Raw genomic sequence first — 19256 nt, forward strand, 5'->3', positions numbered from 1 at the left:
CGTATTGATGGTTGCATATCACTATGTTATTGATTGGTTAGGATAAAGTTTCAAAAGGAATACACAATGCGCCCTAAGGTATTGTTAGTTGAAGACTCCACCTCACTCGCCGTACTCTACAAGCAGTACGTAAAAGACGAGCCCTATGATATTTTCCACGTCGAAACCGGCGCGGAAGCTAAGACCTTCATTGAAAGGCACTCTCCACAGCTTGTTATTCTCGACCTTAAGCTGCCTGACATGCCAGGCGAAGAAGTCTTAGATTGGATTACTGCCAACGAAATACCGACCGCAGTCATCATCGCGACAGCGCATGGCTCAGTAAACATCGCGGTAGACCTTATCCAGCGCGGTGCAGAAGACTTCTTAGAGAAACCCATTCAAGCCGATCGACTCAAAACCTCTGTTCGCTTGCATCTAAAAAGAGCGAAACTCGAAAACCTTGTCGATAACATGCAAAGCAAGTTCGATCGTGATCGCTTTCATAATTTCATTGGCTCTTGCCTACCCATGCAGGCGGTTTACAAGATCATTGATTCGGTAGCACCAACCACTGCCAGCGTATTTATTAACGGCGAAAGTGGTACGGGTAAAGAAGTGTGTGCGGAAGCGATTCACCAAGAGAGCCAACGTAATGACAAACCCTTCGTGGCTATTAACTGTGGCGCTATCCCGCGAGACCTAATGGAGAGTGAAATCTTCGGTCACGTTAAAGGTGCGTTTACTGGCGCAACAACCGACCGTAAAGGTGCAGCAATGCAAGCGCATGGTGGCACCCTATTTCTCGATGAGCTTTGTGAAATGGAACTGGAGATGCAGAAGAAGCTCCTACGATTTTTGCAAACCGGTACATTTACCCCACTTGGTGGCAACCGCGAGATTAAAGTGGATGTCAGAATTATCTGTGCAACCAACCGCGATCCACTGGTTGAGGTAGAAGAAGGACGCTTCAGAGAAGACCTTTACTATCGTGTTCACGTTGTGCCTATCGAAATGCCACCGCTTCGTGAACGAGGAAGTGACATCGTCACCCTGTCTAATCACTTCTTGAAGCTGTACGCGAAGCAAGACAAGAAGAAGTTTAAATCAATAGACAAAGAAACGCAGAAACTACTTAAACGTTACGTTTGGCCAGGCAACGTGCGTCAGTTGCAAAACATCATCCGTAACATCGTGGTGTTGAACAATGAAACGAGCGTGACTAAAGACATGTTACCGCCTCCGATTAATAAAGTAGATGCAGCTCCATCATCTAAATCAGTGACACCAATTCGAGTAACTGCGCCCCAACCTGCTGTTGTTGAAGCACCAGAAGCTAAGTTGCCACCGATTACTCCGGAAGAGTTGGAGCAATCGTCAGTTGCTCAAACTCACAACGAGCCGATGACGCCTGCATTTACCACAAGCGAAGGTGCTATTCGTCCAATGTGGCAAATAGAACGTGAAGCCATTCAACATGCCATCAATCATTGCGATGGGAATGTGTTAAACGCTGCTGTGCTGTTAGAACTGAGCCCTTCTACTGTTTATCGTAAGAAACAGGCTTGGGAATCGGAAGATGAGTACAATCAAGCCTAGCCAAGGGGTACTCAGCGTAAACCTACATGAGATTTGGCTGTTGATCGACAGCCAAACTTTTGGAGGTATCGAAACGCATGTTTTAGAATTAGCACAAGGCCTGATATCTGAAAGCGTTCAGTATGCACAGGCTGTTCGAATCGTTCTTTTAACTAAGTTTAGTCCTGAAGCGATCATCGTTGAAAAGTTGAATGCGCTGAACATCCCTTTTAGTTACCTCTCCGATTTAGCCTCATGTTCTGCAGATTCAAATGGCAATAGCGCGACACAGCTTAAACGTGCCGTTCAACATTATCAGCCAAGGCTTATCCATGCTCATGGTTACAAAGCCAGTTTGGTCAGCAAGTTAATCAAGCTCCCACCTCGTTTCAACAACACAAAGCAAATCACCACTTATCACGCTGGTGAAACCCCAACAGGCAAAGTGTGGCTTTATGACTGGCTCGACCGTTACAGCAGTTTTCTTTCTGATCAGTCGCTCGTGGTCAGTGAGAAGATTAAAGCGAAAGTGCCGAGTAAAACCTATCAATTGAATAACTTTGTTAAAGTCCCAACTGGGTTAACAAACTCCCGTTCATCAAGTCCATTCTATGTTGGTTTTGTGGGGCGATTGAGCCATGAGAAAGCGCCTGATCGATTTGTTGCATTAGCCAAACAGTTTCCTGATGTTCGGTTTGAGCTTTTTGGTGACGGACCAGAAATGGACGTCTTAGTTAAATCGCAGCCTGATAATGTGACCTTTCATGGGCATCAGACCAATATGGATGACGTCTGGAGCCAAATCGATCTGTTAATCATCCCTTCTCGCTTTGAAGGCTTACCTATGGCGGCATTAGAAGCCATGATTCGCGGTATTCCCGTCCTTGCTACCTCGGTTGGTAACTTGCCTCAACTCATCGATCATCAAGTTAATGGCTACCTCGCCAATTCACAGGCCGAGCTACAACAGTTTTTATCTTTGTGGATGTCATTGACGAACGAGCAACGTGACTCTCTCAAGAGTAACGCGATAGAAACCGTGAAAAACCAATACTCACCACAAGCCGTTGTGCCGCAGTTGTTGGAAATCTATCAACTCGACCGTTAATTCTAGCCTTAGTCGATAACTGGTTATTTTAGCTTGATAATTTAGCCGTTCTAGTCAGTTTTATACTGATTCTCAAAATGACAAAACTCACCTCAAGGCTAAGCCCTCACTTAATAATCCAACAGTAAATCAGTTAGTTAAACAAAATGCATAACTGGCACTCACTTTGCAATCTTTAACATCAGGCGTAACTACGTCTTAAAAGATTACGAGCCGAGTCATGAAGAGTTTATTTGCCAATAGAGGTCACAATGGTCAACCCTGAAGCCAATAGATTGCCAGTCATCATCACGATCAGCACCTTGTGTGTTGGGCTTGGTGTTGTTTGGTACTTTGTGCCTCATCCCGCTGTCATTGTGGCGCTCGCTCTTGTGCCATTGGCCGGGTTATTCGTGTTAAACAAGACATTCTGGTTAGTTCTATTGTTCGTTGTCTTTTCATTTTTCCGAATTCACGAAGCCATACCTCAGCTCTATTCGTTAAAAATACCGTTGATGCTTTCATTAGGTGCTCTGTCGGCTCTTCTATGGCATGCATTAATCAGTAAAGAACTTAAAATCTTCTGGCACCCTTGTTTAAACTGGCTCGCCATATTCTGGGTGCTGGTTTTCATTGGTATTATCTTCGCGTCCAACAGGCCCATAGCACTGGCAGAATTCAAAGGCGTTTATTGGAAAATCATCGTGATGACGCTTGCGATTACTTGGCTAGTAAATACCACGGAAAATCTCGCAAAAACCGCGATGACGATTATCTACGCTGGCGCTTTAGTCAGCTCTATTGTCGTGTACAACTCAGTAAATGGTATTGGGCTTGTCGAGGGCTCACGCGTGACTATTGGCCGCGATTTTGGCTCTATGTTAGGCGACCCGAACGACCTAGCACTGGTACTGATGTTCCCACTGGCCTTTACGATAAGCCAAGCCACTACGTCTGGCATCTCAAGGTCCAAACGTTTAATCAGTGCCTTAGTTTGTCTTTTACTGCTCGCCGCCATTATTGCCACTCAAAGCCGTGGCGGATTACTGGGTTGTATTGCCGTGATTGGTATTTTTGCGTGGAAGCTAGTGCGCTCTAAAGTCCTGTTAATCTCGGTAGGAACTGTCGCGGCCGTGGTGCTCTACTTGGTTGCTGGGATCTCAGACAGATCTTCTGGTGGTGCAGCTGAACAAGGTATCGATGAATCTGCAATGGGGCGAATCTATGCTTGGGAAGCAGCAGTAAAAATGGCAGTTGAGAATCCTCTGACTGGCGTAGGGTTGAACAACTTCTTCTCGAACTACTTCTTTTATAGTTCGCACTGGGACGGACTGAATCACGCCGTTCACAGTACTTGGTTTGGTGTGTTGGCAGAAACAGGCTTTATTGGTCTGATCATTTTTGTCTGCCTTATCGTTTCTTTGATCAAAACCTCTCGCTCTACGCTAGCGAGATTAAAAAACTCGACTACAGAAATCGCACCTGAACTTAACGCGGTCGCCTATGCGATCTATGCAGGTCTGATTGGAACAATCGTGTCGGGTACATTTTTGACTCAAGGCTTTAACTGGCCGATTTATATCCTCGCAGCACTCACAGTTTGCGTCTCAAACGTATCTCAAACTGCCTGTCAAAATGAGAAAACCTAAAAGCTATATTTTAACCTGTTGAAAATATTAAGTTTATTAAATGGCACAGTATATGAAAGTACTTCTATATAACAAGATAGAGGAGTTTCATTATGACGTCAGTATCTATACATCAATTCAAACATTGGCTTAAGTTTCATCCTAATTCTCGAATTAGAAATGTGTTTTTCATTTTGAAAGACATCAGAAGCGCAGAGCTACCTACCCCTCAAATACTTAATCGTTGCCTATATCAAGCGCACAAGCTAGTGGTGAATTTGGTTTCTGGCTTTACGCGATTCTTCTACTGGACACCGGCTTTCAAAGGTCGTGTGGCTCAATGTGGCAAACGCCTGTACTTGTATGGTGGTCTACCTTTCGTCAGTGGTCCGGTACAAATTTCGATTGGCGATAACTGCCGTATCTCTGGCCACACGACATTCTCTGGTTGTACTCAACCACTTGAAGGTTTGGAACACCCACTATTGTCGATTGGTAACAATGTCGACATTGGTTGGCAGTCGACTATCGCTGTTGGCGGTAAAGTGGTTATCTCTGACAACGTACGAATCGCAGGCGGTGCTTTCCTATTTGGATACTCCGGGCACCCGCTTGATGCAAAACGCCGAGCGCTAGGTGAAGGCGATGACCCTCAGCAAATCGGTGACATCATTCTTGAACCCGATGTATGGCTGGGCACGAATGTGACGGTTAAAGGTGGCGTAACCATCGGCGAAGGTGCCGTAATAGCCGCAGGCAGCGTAGTAACAAAGAACATCCCGGCCTTCGCAATCGCAGGCGGTAACCCAGCTCGAGTTGTCGGCCAGATTAAATCCGTTGAAGTGACAGAATCCGATGTGTTCGATTCGTTAGAGACTCATGGAGGCGACCATGCGTGATTTAATCGTATTTGGTGAAGACTTTGGTGGCCTACCTTCATCGACTCAACATTTAGTTCGTCACCTGGCTAAGCAGCACAAAGTCTTATGGGTCAACTCAATTGGCTTAAGACAACCGAAGCTGTCCGCCAAAGATGCAAGCCGAGCGTTCAACAAGTTGTTTGGAAAAACCAAGGCCGTTACTCAAAACATGCTCGACTCTGAGGGACACGACAACATTACTATCGTTAACTTAAAGACAATCCCTGCGCCTGCTTCTAAATTTTCTAGAAAGTTGGCTCAGCAAATGATGTTGCACCAACTAAAACCGGTTATTGCGGAGCTTAATCTTAACGCGCCTATCCTATGGACTTCTCTTCCGACCGCTGTTGATTTGTGCGGACACTTAGGCGAGTCATCTGTGGTTTATTACTGCGGCGATGATTTTAGCGCGCTGGCTGGTGTTGATCATGACACCGTTGCACAGCACGAATCAGAGTTAATCGATAAATCGACGCTTATATTCGCGGCTAGCAAAAAATTGATGGATAAATTTCCAAAGCATAAAGCGCACTTGCTACCACATGGTGTCGACGTAGACCTGTTTTCAACACCCGCACCAAGAGCAAAAGATTTACCAAGCGACCACCGCCCTATTGCTGGTTTTTATGGCAGCCTTTCTAAATGGCTGGATTATGAAATGATTGGTCAAGTTGCGAATGCGATGCCGGAATGGGACTTTGTTTTCATTGGCCCAAACGAGCTTGATACGCTCATGCTGCCTAAGTTGAGTAACGTACATTACCTTGGCCCACGTCCACACCACACGCTGCCAAGCTATTCTCAACACTGGGATGTGAGCTTGCTGCCGTTTGTTGATAACGAGCAGATCCGAGCTTGTAGCCCACTCAAACTAATGGAATACCTTGCGGCTGGCACACCCATTATCACAACACCGTTCCCTGCTTTAGTTCCATATCAAGAGCACGTAACGACTGTTGGTAGTGCGAACCAAATGATTTGGGCGCTTGATCATGCACGCCAACTGAACGATTCACCTATCTCTGTCGTCGAACAAGACAGCTGGCAAAACCGTGGTAACTTCGTACATTGGATGTTGGAGCTATTATGAATAATCTGAAATTGCGGTTATTAGTTATCATCAATGCGATGTGGCGCCAACGCTACGTTATCGTTCTTCCAATGCTTATTTTGCCCTTTGTAGGCTTTGGTGTGAGCAAGTTGGCTCCTACTAAATATGACGCGCATACCAGTATGTTGATTCAAGAAACGGCCAAGATGAATCCATTCTTGGAAGACATCGCCGTTTCGACCATGCTCAAAGACCGACTTAATGCATTGAGAACACTGCTTCACAGTCGACATGTGCTTTACTCAGTCGCTGATGAACTGCAACTAACCACGCCAGATATGCCTGAAATTAAGAAACAAGAGATCATTACAGACCTGTCTCAGCGTTTATCGGTGACTCAGCTTGGAAAAGATTTTCTAAAGATAAGTCTAACGTCGAACACACCAAATGGAATGGAAGCGACGCTGCGCTCGGTAAGTGAACATTTCATTGAACAGTTGCTCGCGCCGGAACGTTCATCAATTGAAGACTCAAGTAACTTCTTAAAAGTTCATATCGACAAACGGAGTGTGGAACTTGAAGAAGCGGAAGAAGCTTTAGCCTTGTACATGAACGAAAACGTCCAGTCGACACCTGAGGTACAAAGTCAAAGTTTGAATCGCTTAGCGTCACTCAAACAAACACTGGCAGAAAAAGAGGCTGAGTTATCGGGTGTCGAAAAAAGTTTAGGGTCAATCGACCAACAACTTTCACGAACCAACCCTGTGATAGGTAAATTAGAAGACCAGATCATCGACATTCGAAGCGATCTAACCTTGTTACAAGCAAAATACACAGATAAACACAGTGCTGTGCAAGCTAAAGTGCGTGAGCTAGACAGACTAGAGAATGAACGTAAGAGTTTACTCGAGGTAACCCAGCCAACGATGAACAGCGACCAGCTTTGGGACATCGCAAGTAGCACGACACTGAACAAACTTTCTGATACCCAACCTCTTCTGGTCACTCAATTACACAGCCTACAGCTGGTTCGTGCTCGCTTTGAGTCTTTAACCGAAGAGACCAAAAGCCTTCGTACTATGATTTTCGAATTAGAACACAAGGCCAATAACTTCGGCGAAAATGCAAAAGAGATGTACCGCCTTAAACGTCAAGTTGAAATCAAACGTCAACTATATGATGAACTGACAGAGCGTTATGAAATGGCTCAGCTAACGGGTTCGCTTGGTGTATTCGAGCAAAACAAACGTGTGAAGATTATTGATTTGCCCTTCACACCGAGTGTCAAATCTAACATGCCGACTTTTGTCTTTATTCTGGCTGGATTTGTTGCAGGTATCGGATTGGGTATTGGTTTAGCGGTATTGTTCGAGCTGTTTGATTCTTCAATCAAACGCAAAGACGAAATCGAAGATATCTTGGGTGTCCCTGTGATAACGGTGATCCCGAAAATGAGCTAGTCAGCCTCAAAGCCATAATTTGACTTGCTAGCTTCTTAGCTTTCTAATTCTTAGCTTCGTGCTTCCTAGCTTTCTAGTTTCCTAGAGCAAAACGCCAACACTCGCTTGGCGTTTTGTTTGTTTAAAGCCCCAAGTTCTAATGCTACTTTCGATTTACCCAAGCCCTATGTTTCAAACTGCGATTCTATCGTATTTTGTTTTGATTCCCATTTTGAGAAATGAAAATCCCCCTGGAATTGAACAATCTAAATAACTGAAAAATAAAGATTATTTAATTGGCACAACTCCTGCAATCTCATTGTGTAGTTAAACGTTTTAAAGAATTTACTTCAAGAGAAACGTCAGAACGGCGAAACAAGAATTATAAAGGCAGGGTCCAAACTATGAATACGCATTTAACGAAGCATGGCAAAAAGATCATACACGTTGTTCAGCACCTTACACCGGGTGGATTAGAAACCCTAACTCTGGATTTGCTGCGCCTTGCCAAACCAACAGACCAAGTGTTGATTGTCAGTTTAGAAGGTACAAAACAAGAATCTATAAACAACTGGCCGAAGCTAGAGCCATACAACGAGCAAATCGTCTTTTTGGATAAAGCACCAGGCGTACAATTCAATATCATTATTAAGCTAATTAAAGCCTTCAACGCGATTCGCCCTGATGTGGTTCATACCCATCATATTGGCCCACTGTTATACGCTGGTTATGCCGCTCGCGTAACAGGGGTTCCAACTCGAATCCATACCGAACATGACGCTTGGCATCTGAACAACAACAAACGTCGTCGATTACAAGCGCTTGCTTTAAAAGCTGCTCAACCAACGTTAGTTGCCGACGCGACACGTGTTTATAACCAACTACGCACTGCTTTTTCTTATGAGAACATCATTACCATCAAAAATGGCGTCGATTGTGAGAAGTTTAAGCCAATGTCGAAAGACCAAGCGAGAGCAAACCTAAACCTGCCGACGGACAAACACATCATCGGTTGTGCAGGTCGACTAGAACATGTGAAAGGCCAAGACCAACTTATTAAAGCACTGACTCTTTTACCTGAAAACATGGTTGTCGTATTGGCTGGCGGCGGTACGAAGCGAAATCAACTAGAGCAACTGACTAGCCGGTTGAATCTGAGTGACCGAGTGATCTTTCTTGGCCTAGTTGAAGACATGACCACGTTTTACGGAGCGTTGGATATCTTCTGCCTTCCTTCACGCCACGAAGGGCTGCCGCTTTCTACACTCGAAGCCCAAGCATGCAATATTCCAACTGTCGCAATGGACGTTGGTGCCGTCGACGAAACCTTGTGCCCTATAAGCGGAACACTCGTTAAAAAAGGCAGTATCTCGGGGTTAGCCAATGCCTTGTTAGAGACTCAAAATGAACGCTTTTTATCACCTCGACGTTACGTTCTTGAGAACTTCGATATCATCAAAATGGTTTCGTCTTACAACGATATCTCGGAAGGAGCTTACGCATGATCGATTGGTTACTTGCGGGACTTTGTTTGTTTTCAGGTGCGTTGATTGTCTACCATCACGCAGCCTACCCTTTGCTACTGCGCTGGTACGCGAAAAGCCACCCTGCACGTCAAGTTGAAGAAAATCATCGTTGTTACAAAGATGAGCAGCAAGATTGTACGTTGCCGACCATCACCGTTCTTGTACCTGCGTTTAATGAAGAACAGTGGATCGCAGACAAGATTCGTAACCTTGCTTCACTCGATTACCCAAAAAAGAAGCTACAAGTGATTATTGCTTGTGATGGTTGTACCGACAACACAGTCGCCATTGCACAAATGACCATCCAAGAAGCAATGTGCAGTGATGTTTATTTTGAGATACATGACCATAAATTAAACCGAGGTAAAGTCGCGGTTGTTAATGAAGAAGTGCCACGTATAGCCAGTGATATTACGGCGATGAGTGATGTTTCTGCTCTTATTTCATTGGATGCGTTGCTTATAGCTGCCGCTCATTTTGAAAGTGACAAGGTTGGAGTGGTAAACGCAACGTATCAACTTTGTCCAACAGGCAACGAAGGCGAAAACACTTACTGGCAGTACCAAACCGCGGTTAAAGAGTCAGAGGCTTCATTAGGTTCTAGCTTGGGTTCTCATGGCGCGTTCTACTTGTTTAGAACTCACCTGTTTGAACTGCTTCCACACAACACTATTAATGATGATTTCATCTTACCAATGCAAATCGTTAAACAAGGTTACATCGCAGAATACGAAACCCAAATGGTGGCATTAGAGCTAGAAGAATCGAACCTAGAAACAGACTTCAAAAGAAGGCTTCGTATCTCAGCGGGCAACATGCAACAAGCGATTCGATTATTTGGTTTGTTCAGCCCGAAATTCAAAGGCATCGCGTTTGCGTTCTTTTCAGGAAAAGGACTTCGCCTACTCACTCCATATTTAATGATTGTGTGCTTAGTGTGCTCAATCTTACTTAGCAACTACTTGGTATTTGAAGCGCTGTTATGGGCTCAAGTTGCCGTTTATACCATTGGCGTCCTTGGCTGCATCTTGCCAAAGCGTCTGGTAAACAAACCTATTTCATTAATCTCTTATTTGATAGTTGGACACTATGCCAACTTCATTGGTGGCATTCGTTACCTAATCGGACTAGAAAACTCACCTTGGACACGAGCGAATCATTAAGGACTTATTATGATTAACATTGAACAGCTATCTACCCAAAACCTATACCAATACAAAATCTCACGTGCTAAACGTACTTTCGATTTTGTAAGCTCACTGATTGCTTTGATTTTGCTAGCGCCCGTATTTCCACTGATTGCGATGGCGATTGCACTTACTTCTCGTGGCCCTATTTTCTACCGTCAACTGCGTGTTGGTAAATCGACACCGGAGAAAATGGAAATCTTTGAGATCATGAAGTTCCGAAGCATGTACGAAGATGCAGAAACTCGCTCTGGTGCCGTTTGGGCTACCGCGAATGACCCACGAATCACGCCTGTTGGCCGCTTTTTGAGAAAGACACGTCTTGATGAACTGCCACAACTGATTAATGTATTGAAAGGTGAAATGTCTCTAATTGGCCCACGCCCTGAACGCCCTACTTTTTACACCAAACTAGAGAACGAAATCCCTTACTTTGCCGACCGCACATACGGTGTGATGCCTGGTATTACAGGGCTTGCACAAGTGAATCAAGGTTACGACACCTGTATTGATGATGTACGTCGTAAAGTAGGTTTTGACCACAGTTATGCACTGAGCCTATGTTCTGTTAAGTCTTGGATTGCCGCAGATCTCAGCATCATCTCTAAAACAATCATCGTAATGGTAGATGGTCGAGGTCGCTAAACCAGTATGGTCTAAGGTGAAAGAACAAGCTGCTTAGTCCAAGGTGAACACAAAGCCAGCTTTGATAATGATTTATCGGCTGGCTTTTTACTGCCTCAAAACAAGCCAACTTAAAGAACGCTTCGATTTTAAAATCCAATTGGTATACGATGCCAACATACTGTTCTAAAAACGATTAAATGCCGTTGTTATGAAAATCGAAGATCTAAAGCTGTTTACCACCGTTGTCGAACTGGGTAGTTTTACTGCCGCTGCCAATGCACTTGACCTTCCCCGCGCTAATGTTAGCCGCAGAATTAACGACCTTGAGAAGTCTCTCGGCATTCAATTGTTCTTTAGAACCACGCGCAGCCTTTCCTTAACGAAATCTGGCGAGCTTTATTATAAAGAGCTACTCAATGCGTTAAGTGCGCTCGACAAAGCGAACCATATCGCCTCCAACCTATCAGAAGTTGCACACGGGCAAGTTAAGATTGGGCTGCTGCCAGAAACCAGCGACATCATGCAATCGACGCTGTTTAAATTCCAAGATATGTACCCAAAGATCGAGCTTGATATTCGTACGGTCAGTAATGGTTTTGTCGATATGTACCGACAAGGGTTAGATCTGGCGATGCACGGTGGTACGTTGAGTGATGCTAATGTAGTGGCGCGCAAAGTTATGACTTTACAGCGTGTTTTTGTCGCCAGCCCTGAGTTTCTAGAGAAAGAAGGCACGCCTTCAAGCTTAAGAGAAATCACCAACTACCCCTTTGTGTGCTTTCGATGGCCAAGTGGTGACATCGACAAGCAATGGGACATCAAAGACCACATCATCAAGGTCGAACCTTCGGTGGTGAGTGACAGTATCGGCTTCGTGATCGGTGGCGCGACACGTCACAGAGGCATCGCATTACTGCCGGAGATCTTGGTACGACAACAACTCAAAGACGGAACCTTGATTAACCTGTTTCCTGATGAGAGCCTTCAACAAGAAGAAGCTTGGCTACTCTACCCGCAACGCAAAGCGCTGAGTCATTCTGCTCAACTTTTGATTGATTTTCTATTACAAGAACTTCCAAATCTTTAGTTATTGTAACGAATATCATGACAGTGTTTCGCGAATAGACTAGATTATCTAAACAAAACTGAAAGATAGAATTGCTCCATAAATTGACAGGAGTAATCCATGAAGCCTATATCTCAACATTCATCTGTTTTACAGCGTTCGTCTATCTTTCAGCAGACACCTATCTTCAAATACACAGTCATTGCGCTAAGCCTAACTGCGCTGTTTGGCTGTAATGACTCTGAGGCAACGATAGCTCAAAAACAAACGCGCCCGATTCAAGTTATCCAACTTGAGCCTTTCTCGCATCAAGTTGAAAAATCGTTCACGGGCAAATTACAGTCATCAGAAACGGCTGGCGTCGCGTTTCGTGTGCCTGGCACCATTCAAAACATCATGGTCTCTGTTGGCGATTCAGTTAAGAAAGGCCAACCGTTGGCACAACTCGACCCGCACGATTACCAAGTGGCATTGGAAGAGTTACAAGCCCGTTCTCTTGAAGCAAAATCCGCATACAAGCTAGCTAAAACTGAACTTGCTCGAGTGAAACAAGCCATTGCTGACAACGCGATTGCTGATGTTAATCTGGACCGCGCAATCAGCGGTTGTGAAAGAAGTGAAGCCGCGGTTAAAGTGGTTGAGCAAAACATACGCCGCGCAAAAGATTCGATTCGTTATACCCAACTGCTTGCGCCATTCGATGGCGTGGTCGCGGCATCTAACTTCGATCAATTTGAACAAGTTCTGCCGGGCATTTCAGTTTTCACCATCCACAACCCTGATCAGCTTGAAGTTAAAATCCAAGTCCCAGAAAACTTGATTCATGAATTCCAACCGAATCAAACCGCTGGTATCAATTGGTATGGCTCAGAGGAAAAACTGATTGGGCACGCCACTGAAATTGCCACGTCTCCCCACCCTATTAAGCAGACCTACGCTGTGACTTACCATGTAGAGTCAGCCGACAAATCTGTGTTGCCGGGTAAAGCCGTCACACTTACAACTCAACTTGGCGAACCAACCGATAATTTCTGCTTACCGTATTCAGCGATCGTCAACCAATCGGGTATCGAGCAAGTATTCACCGTTCAAAACGAGCAAGCGCATGGCGTGACTGTGGACGTGGTTTCGATGTCTCAAAATACCGTGTGTGTTGAATCTACGCTTAGCGATGGCGACTTCGTTGTGGTAAGTGGTGCTCAGTACGTCATGGAAGGCCAACACTTCTCTGATATTCAAGTTAAGAGCCTGTAGGTAAATCATGATGAATCTAGCTGATTTTGCGATCAAACAACGCACCTTCATCCTGTTTTTCACTGCATTGAGTGTTATCGCGGGCCTGTTTTCTTACTTTGATCTTGGCAAGCTCGAAGATCCAAGTTTCACCATCAAAACGGCCGTTGTAGTGACACTCTACCCCGGTGCTTCTGCAGAAGAAGTGGAGCAACAAGTTACGGATACCGTTGAAACTAAACTGCAAGAGATGGGGTCATTGAACCGACTGCGTTCACTGTCTCGTCCGGGCATGTCGATGGTGTTTGTTGACCTAAAAGAATCTCTTAATTCAAAAGCACTACCACAAGAGTGGGACTTGCTGCGTCGTAAAGTGTCAGACATGAAGCTGTTACTGCCTTCGACAGCGCAGATCAGTGTCGTGCAGGATGAGTTTTCTGAAGTCTACGGCATGCTTTTCTCTATCCACAGTAAGGATGCTTCACCTGCTGAGCTAAGACGTTACGCCGAAGAACTCCAACGTAGAATTAAAACCGTCGATGGCATTAAGAAGATTGAGTTACACGGTGTTCAGCCACGTGTTGTTCATATCGATATCCCAGATGAAAGATTGGCGCAATACGGTTTATCAATCACACAAGTTTGGTCACAGCTTAATACTCAGAACATGACCTTTGATGCGGGCAAATTTTCAGCGGGCACTGAACGTATTCGTGTTCAACAGTCGAGCGAGTTTGGTTCATTAGACGACATCAAAAACCTGATGATTAAAGGTGGAGTAAGTGAATTCGGAACCAGCTTAATCCGTTTGGGCGATATCGCAGACATCACCATGGGCTACCAAGAGCCAATGATGACCGAGAACCGCTACAACGGCGTACCTGCGGTCACACTAGCAATGAGCCCAGTGACCGGCGTTAACGTTGTGTCGCTTGGCGATGAAATCAATCAAATCGTTAGCGATTTCCAAGCAACTCTGCCGTTAGGCGTTGATATCTCGACGGTAGCAAACCAGCCTGATGAAGTTCAGAAATCGATCGATAACTTCGTACAAAACTTACTTGAAAGTGTCGCGATTGTGTTCATCGTCCTATCGATATTCATGGGACTAAAAAGCGCGACCATTGTTGGCTCAAGCTTACTGCTGACTATCTTGCTGACGCTTATCTACATGAACATCGCGTCAATTGACTTACACCGAGTTTCGTTAGGTACGTTCATTCTTGCGCTCGGCATGTTGGTGGATAACGCCATTGTCATCACCGATATGATGATTGTGAAAATCAACAAAGGTGTCGACCGTACCAAAGCCGCAATTGATTCTGTTAAAGAGACAGCAACACCACTCTTTGGCGCGACAGTTATTGCTATCATGGGTGCAAGCCCTGTTATCTTTTCAAAAACCGATGCGGCTGAGTTCGCAAGCTCGGTATTCCTTATCATCGCCTCTTCACTGTTATTGTCTTGGCTCGTCGCGATGACCTTCACGGCCTTGATGTGTTGGTTCTTTATCAAGCCAAGCAAACAAGCTGACAACACCAAAGTGAGCTTATACCGTAAGAGCGTAAACTGGACGGTAGATAACCCACTCAAAGCACTGACGGGGCTTATTCCGTTGATATTAGTGACGGCATTGGCTGTGCCGAGCATCGCGGTTAACTTCATTCCACAAGCTGACAGGCCCATCCTATTCCTAGATTACTGGCTACCAAATGGCGCTAAGGTTGAACAAACCTCAGAAGACATGAAGCGCATCGAACAGTGGTTGTTAGAACAGCCGGAAGTCGACAGTATTTCAACGTACGTTGGTGCTGGAGCTCCTCGCTTCTCAGTAACCATTGAACCAGAACCGTTTGATCCTGCATACGGTCAGATCTTGATTAACGCTACCGATTTCCCATCACTCAGCCCGCTGATTGCGCGTGGTGACAAATGGTTAATGGAAGAGTTTCCAAACGCCGATCCTCGTTTTAGAAGCTTAAAACTGGCGACTGCCGATAAATTCAGTGTTGAAGCGCGCTTCTCCGGCCCAGATGTCGAGGTACTGCACGGCTTATCAGAGCAAGCTAAAGCGATCTTTGCTCGTCATCCAGACACCAAATACGTGCGTGACGACTGGCGACAAAAGAGCAAGGTTCTAGAACCTGTCATAAATCAAGACAAGATGCGCCTTGCGGGTATTAACCGTGCCGACATTGCATTCGCGATGAAACGTGCGTCAGAAGGCATGCCACTGGGTCGCATGAACTTGAACGATGAACTGGTCACGATTCAACTGCGTGGCACAGAAAGCTCAATTCAGTCGCTAGAAACTCTGCCGATTCGCTCTCTGTTAGGAATTCACAGCGTTCCACTGGGGCAAGTCATTGATGGCTTTGAGCTGACCAGTGAAGAGACCATGATTTGGCGTCGTGACCGTGTAAAAACCATCACTGCACAAGCTGGCGTTGGTCGTTACACCACTCCTGCAGCGGTAAGAAACTCGGTCAAAGAACAAATTGAATCCATCCACCTTCCCCATGGTTACCACTTGGAATGGGGCGGTGAATATTACGACGAGCACAAAGCCGTCAGCGATATTCTTAAGCAGCTACCTAAAGCAATGCTGTTGATGGTGATTATCTTAGTGGCGATGTTTAACGGCTTCAAACAGCCAGTGATCATCTTTACCACCCTACCGCTTGCGGCGACGGGTGCAACATTCAGCTTATTGCTGTTGGATAAACCATTCGGATTCATGGCATTGATTGGCGCGGTAACCTTGACCGGTATGATCATCAAAAACGGCATTGTATTGATGGACCAAATCGAGCTTGAACGTAAAAACGGTCGCTCACTGTCTGATGCAATCAAAGAAGCAACCGTGAACCGTACAATGGCGATCTCAATGGGCGCACTCACCACGGCACTTGGCATGATCCCGCTGCTTAGTGACCTGCTGTTTGACCAGATGGCAGCAACCATTATCGGTGGTTTGGCTGCAGCAACCGTGTTGTCTCTGTTTGTAATGCCTGCGCTGTACAAGCTTTTCTATCGAACCGAACAAAAGAAAACGGTAGAAGAAGCCATCAAAGACGCCGTGATCGTACTTGATGCAACACCTCAGTCTACAAACAGTGGCAATCCAACTTCATTCAACAAGGAGCAATAAACATGTATTCATTAACGAAGTTTAAAGTGGCTCCTATTGCTCTTGCCTTGTTGCTGACAGGTTGTGCGGTTGGCCCCGATTACGAAGAACCTCAAACCACCATGGCTGAGACCTTCTTATATAGCCAAGGTGATGTGAACCAAGACGGCGTGAGCCAAAACGAGAAACACAATCATTGGTGGACACAGTTCAATGACCCGACGCTCAATCAGTTAGTGGCCGATGTTCAAAACCAGAACATCCCACTTAAACTGGCCGCCGAGCGAATCAACATGGCGAACTCATATAAGAGCGTTGTGGAGTCATTCAAAGTTCCGACAATCAATGTCGGTGGCGGTTATTACAACTACCAATTGAGCGAGAACGACTCCCTACTCGGCCCGGTATTTGGTGCTTCTGATGCGGTTGAATCGGCCACAGGTATGTCGTTGCTTGAAGCACAACACGATGGTGGGTTCTTAGGTGCGAGCATCGCGTGGGAAATGGACTTGTTTGGACGTATCGATAAACAATCCAACGCGGCGACAATTCGAGTGGAACAAGCTGAGATCTTTCAATCGGGTTTGAACACCTTGATCACTGCCGATGTCATTCACAACTACCTGCAATATCGTGGCGCTCAAGAGCGAAAATCGATCGCACTAGAGAATATTGCCGACCAAAAGCAGACTTTAAAACTGGTCACCAAAGTGGTTCGCAGCGGCTACGGCTCTGAGTTAGACCTTGCTCAAGCCAAAGCCATGCTTGCCGCGACTGAATCCATTGTTCCTCAACTTGAAATAGCAGAGCAAGTCCACAAACAACGTATGGCAGTCTTATTAGGCGAGTCGCTTACGAACGTGAACCAACGTTTAGCGGGAGAATTTACCTTGCCGAGAATGAACGATGTTATTCCGACAGGCTTACCTTCTGACTTGTTAGTACAACGCCCAGACATCCGCATTGCAGAGCGAGAAATGGCAGCCATTAATGAAGAACTCGGCGCAAGCATTGCCAATCGCTATCCAAAATTCTTCCTAACAGGCACGCCAGGTGTGACGGCAGGAAGTTTTGATGACCTATTCAGTAGCGACTCATTCGGTTGGGCGGCCTCTGCAGGCATCAGTTGGAATGTATTCGATGGTGGCCGAGGCGAAGCCATGGTGGAAATGAACGAAGCAAGGTTCCGTTCTGCAGCACTTAACTACCAACACTCGGTAGACAGCGCCTTTGCAGAAGTCGATTCAAGCTTGTTTGCCTATGGCCGTAGCCAAGAAAACCAAAAGCGCATCGATGAAGCTACCCTTGCCGTCGATAACGCAGTGAGCAAGGCAAAGTCACTCTATAAAGCGGGCCTAGTCGATTACTTATCGGTGTTAGACGCACAAAGACAACAAAAAGCGATGCAAGATCGCCAAGTGGCCGCCAAGCTTCAAACCGCCAACACCACGATTGCCGTGTATAAAGCCTTAGGTGGCGATTGGAAAGTCGCGAATGAAACGCAGAGTGTTGAATTAGCTCACGCTAACTAGGCTCTCTGCTTTATGTTCTCAGCTGAATAATGCAATAAGCATAATAAAAAATACCGCCGTTGATTACGGCGGTATTTTTATGAACTGGTTAGCTGGTAGATGAGTTTACCAACGAGATAATCCGTTACTTTATATCGTTACGCTTCGCCCACTCTTGTAAGGCATCACCCATAGTCAATCCTGTAGCATTGTTCATCCACTGCATAAAATCACGGTCAAATTTAAACTCTTCGCCAAGCTTGGACTTAAAATATCGACGCACGTTCTGAGTCGTTTTGTAGCTTTCCGTTATGACGGTACTGTCATCAATCTGATTCTTGTGCCAATCAACCTTTTCCATGGTTTATTCTCTTCCTGTCATATCAATGCATGCACTACGCGTTTCGAGGGCCAAACATAATAATCGCCATACCGAGTAGTGCAACTGAGCCACCAACCAGATCCCACGTTGTCGGCTTTTCGCCATCAACAAGCCACAACCATATTAGGGCAACAGAAATATACACACCGCCATAGGCAGCATAAACACGCCCTGTCGCGGTAGGATGAAGCGTCAATAACCAAGCAAACAACGCTAGGCTTATCGCAGCAGGAATCAACAACCAAATGCTCTTGTCTTCTCTCAACCAAAGATAAGGTAGATAACACCCTACAATCTCGGCGACCGCCGTAAGTACAAAAAGACCGACCGTTTTAAATTCAATCACAACTTACCTTTATCTGTTTAAATGCAGAGTACACTGTTAATGCTAATACCTTGGCTTTGTTAGTACATTAGCTCTGTTAGCGCCTAATCCCGTCACCATTTAAGCCCAATAAAACCGAGCCTTAACTAAACGCATGTTCAGTATTTATTGATATTTCGAGAGCTTATCTGTTTGATAAACTTGCCTCATTCACTACAAGAGTGAGCAACAAATGATTCATATATCCCAAGTACTAACGTTAGTCGAAAAGCAGCTTAAGTGCTTACAACCTAAAGAAGCCGTGCACTTTAAAACGTACAAAAGAGACCGTGGTTTTCTGCTTTATTGCCTTGGTGACACACAGTTTCAGATCATTGAAACGGGTTACTACAACCATGCATATACAGGTGATGTAGCAAGCACTCAGAAACACGCTAAGAAAGTTTTGAAACGAGAGTTTCCTAGAAGCAATAAGGTTTGGGTTGAGTACTATCAAGCTGTCGATGATCCATCCAACATCAACAGCTCCCACACACCACAGATGCCCCTGTTTTAGTTTCAGTGGAACATAACGTTGGTTGGATGAA

16 protein-coding genes are annotated in these 19256 nt (G+C 45.4%); 14 read left to right on the plus strand and 2 right to left on the minus strand.

Features of this window, described 5'->3' with window-relative positions:
- Positions 1-66 precede the first annotated feature (66 nt).
- From AB6E85_RS07905 to AB6E85_RS07965, 13 genes are all read left to right on the plus strand, one after another.
- Entirely contained in the window at positions 67-1578 is a 1512-nt protein-coding gene (locus AB6E85_RS07905; protein ID WP_372142130.1) for a sigma-54-dependent transcriptional regulator, read from the plus strand.
- Entirely contained in the window at positions 1559-2665 is a 1107-nt protein-coding gene (locus AB6E85_RS07910) for a glycosyltransferase family 4 protein (RefSeq protein ID WP_372142132.1), read from the plus strand. Before AB6E85_RS07905 ends, AB6E85_RS07910 begins: the two co-directional genes overlap by 20 nt.
- A gap of 251 nt (positions 2666-2916) precedes the next feature.
- Positions 2917-4293 carry an O-antigen ligase family protein gene (locus tag AB6E85_RS07915; protein WP_372142133.1) on the plus strand — a complete coding sequence of 459 codons (1377 nt, stop codon included), beginning with the start codon at positions 2917-2919 and terminating at the stop codon, positions 4291-4293.
- A 92-nt stretch (positions 4294-4385) separates the two neighbouring features.
- A complete protein-coding gene (locus AB6E85_RS07920) occupies positions 4386-5171 on the plus strand; it encodes a DapH/DapD/GlmU-related protein (RefSeq protein ID WP_372142135.1) in 786 nt (261 codons plus the stop codon).
- Complete coding sequence (locus AB6E85_RS07925; RefSeq protein ID WP_372142136.1) at positions 5164-6282, plus strand: glycosyltransferase; 1119 nt, start codon at positions 5164-5166, stop codon at positions 6280-6282. The genes AB6E85_RS07920 and AB6E85_RS07925 overlap by 8 nt, the downstream gene beginning before the upstream one ends.
- Positions 6279-7703 (plus strand): GumC family protein, encoded by a 1425-nt coding sequence (locus tag AB6E85_RS07930; protein ID WP_372142138.1) that lies wholly within the window; start codon positions 6279-6281, stop codon positions 7701-7703. Before AB6E85_RS07925 ends, AB6E85_RS07930 begins: the two co-directional genes overlap by 4 nt.
- Positions 7704-8086: 383 nt before the next feature.
- A complete protein-coding gene (locus AB6E85_RS07935) occupies positions 8087-9187 on the plus strand; it encodes a glycosyltransferase (RefSeq protein ID WP_372142139.1) in 1101 nt (366 codons plus the stop codon).
- The gene (locus AB6E85_RS07940; RefSeq protein ID WP_372142140.1) at positions 9184-10371 is read left to right on the plus strand and encodes a glycosyltransferase family 2 protein; all 1188 of its coding nucleotides are present in this window, start codon (positions 9184-9186) and stop codon (positions 10369-10371) included. The genes AB6E85_RS07935 and AB6E85_RS07940 overlap by 4 nt, the downstream gene beginning before the upstream one ends.
- Positions 10372-10380: 9 nt before the next feature.
- A complete protein-coding gene (locus AB6E85_RS07945; protein ID WP_017059580.1) occupies positions 10381-11040 on the plus strand; it encodes a sugar transferase in 660 nt (219 codons plus the stop codon).
- Positions 11041-11230: 190 nt separating this feature from the next.
- Positions 11231-12109, plus strand: coding sequence for a LysR family transcriptional regulator (locus AB6E85_RS07950; RefSeq protein WP_372142141.1), 879 nt, complete (start codon positions 11231-11233; stop codon positions 12107-12109).
- 99 nt (positions 12110-12208) lie between these two features.
- The gene (locus AB6E85_RS07955; protein WP_372142143.1) at positions 12209-13342 is read left to right on the plus strand and encodes an efflux RND transporter periplasmic adaptor subunit; all 1134 of its coding nucleotides are present in this window, start codon (positions 12209-12211) and stop codon (positions 13340-13342) included.
- A 10-nt stretch (positions 13343-13352) separates the two neighbouring features.
- Positions 13353-16472, plus strand: coding sequence for an efflux RND transporter permease subunit (locus AB6E85_RS07960; protein WP_372142219.1), 3120 nt, complete (start codon positions 13353-13355; stop codon positions 16470-16472).
- 2 nt (positions 16473-16474) lie between these two features.
- A complete protein-coding gene (locus AB6E85_RS07965; RefSeq protein ID WP_372142144.1) occupies positions 16475-17983 on the plus strand; it encodes an efflux transporter outer membrane subunit in 1509 nt (502 codons plus the stop codon).
- Between the two features lie 124 nt (positions 17984-18107).
- Here AB6E85_RS07965 and AB6E85_RS07970 read toward each other — a convergent pair whose 3' ends face one another.
- Together AB6E85_RS07970 and AB6E85_RS07975 are read right to left on the minus strand one after the other, a co-directional pair.
- Positions 18108-18323 (minus strand): DUF6434 domain-containing protein, encoded by a 216-nt coding sequence (locus tag AB6E85_RS07970; protein WP_048612037.1) that lies wholly within the window; start codon positions 18321-18323, stop codon positions 18108-18110.
- A gap of 34 nt (positions 18324-18357) precedes the next feature.
- Positions 18358-18690: a YnfA family protein gene (locus AB6E85_RS07975; protein WP_004733816.1), complete on the minus strand. Its 333-nt coding sequence runs from the start codon at positions 18688-18690 to the stop codon at positions 18358-18360.
- A gap of 211 nt (positions 18691-18901) precedes the next feature.
- On the opposite strand from AB6E85_RS07975, the gene AB6E85_RS07980 reads away from it, so the two are divergent.
- Positions 18902-19225 carry a hypothetical protein gene (locus AB6E85_RS07980; protein WP_372142145.1) on the plus strand — a complete coding sequence of 108 codons (324 nt, stop codon included), beginning with the start codon at positions 18902-18904 and terminating at the stop codon, positions 19223-19225.
- The last annotated feature ends 31 nt before the right edge of the window (positions 19226-19256 follow it).

Origin of the sequence: Vibrio sp. 10N.247.311.51, assembly GCF_041467855.1 — a bacterium.
GTDB classification, from domain to species: Bacteria; Pseudomonadota; Gammaproteobacteria; order Enterobacterales; family Vibrionaceae; genus Vibrio; species Vibrio coralliirubri.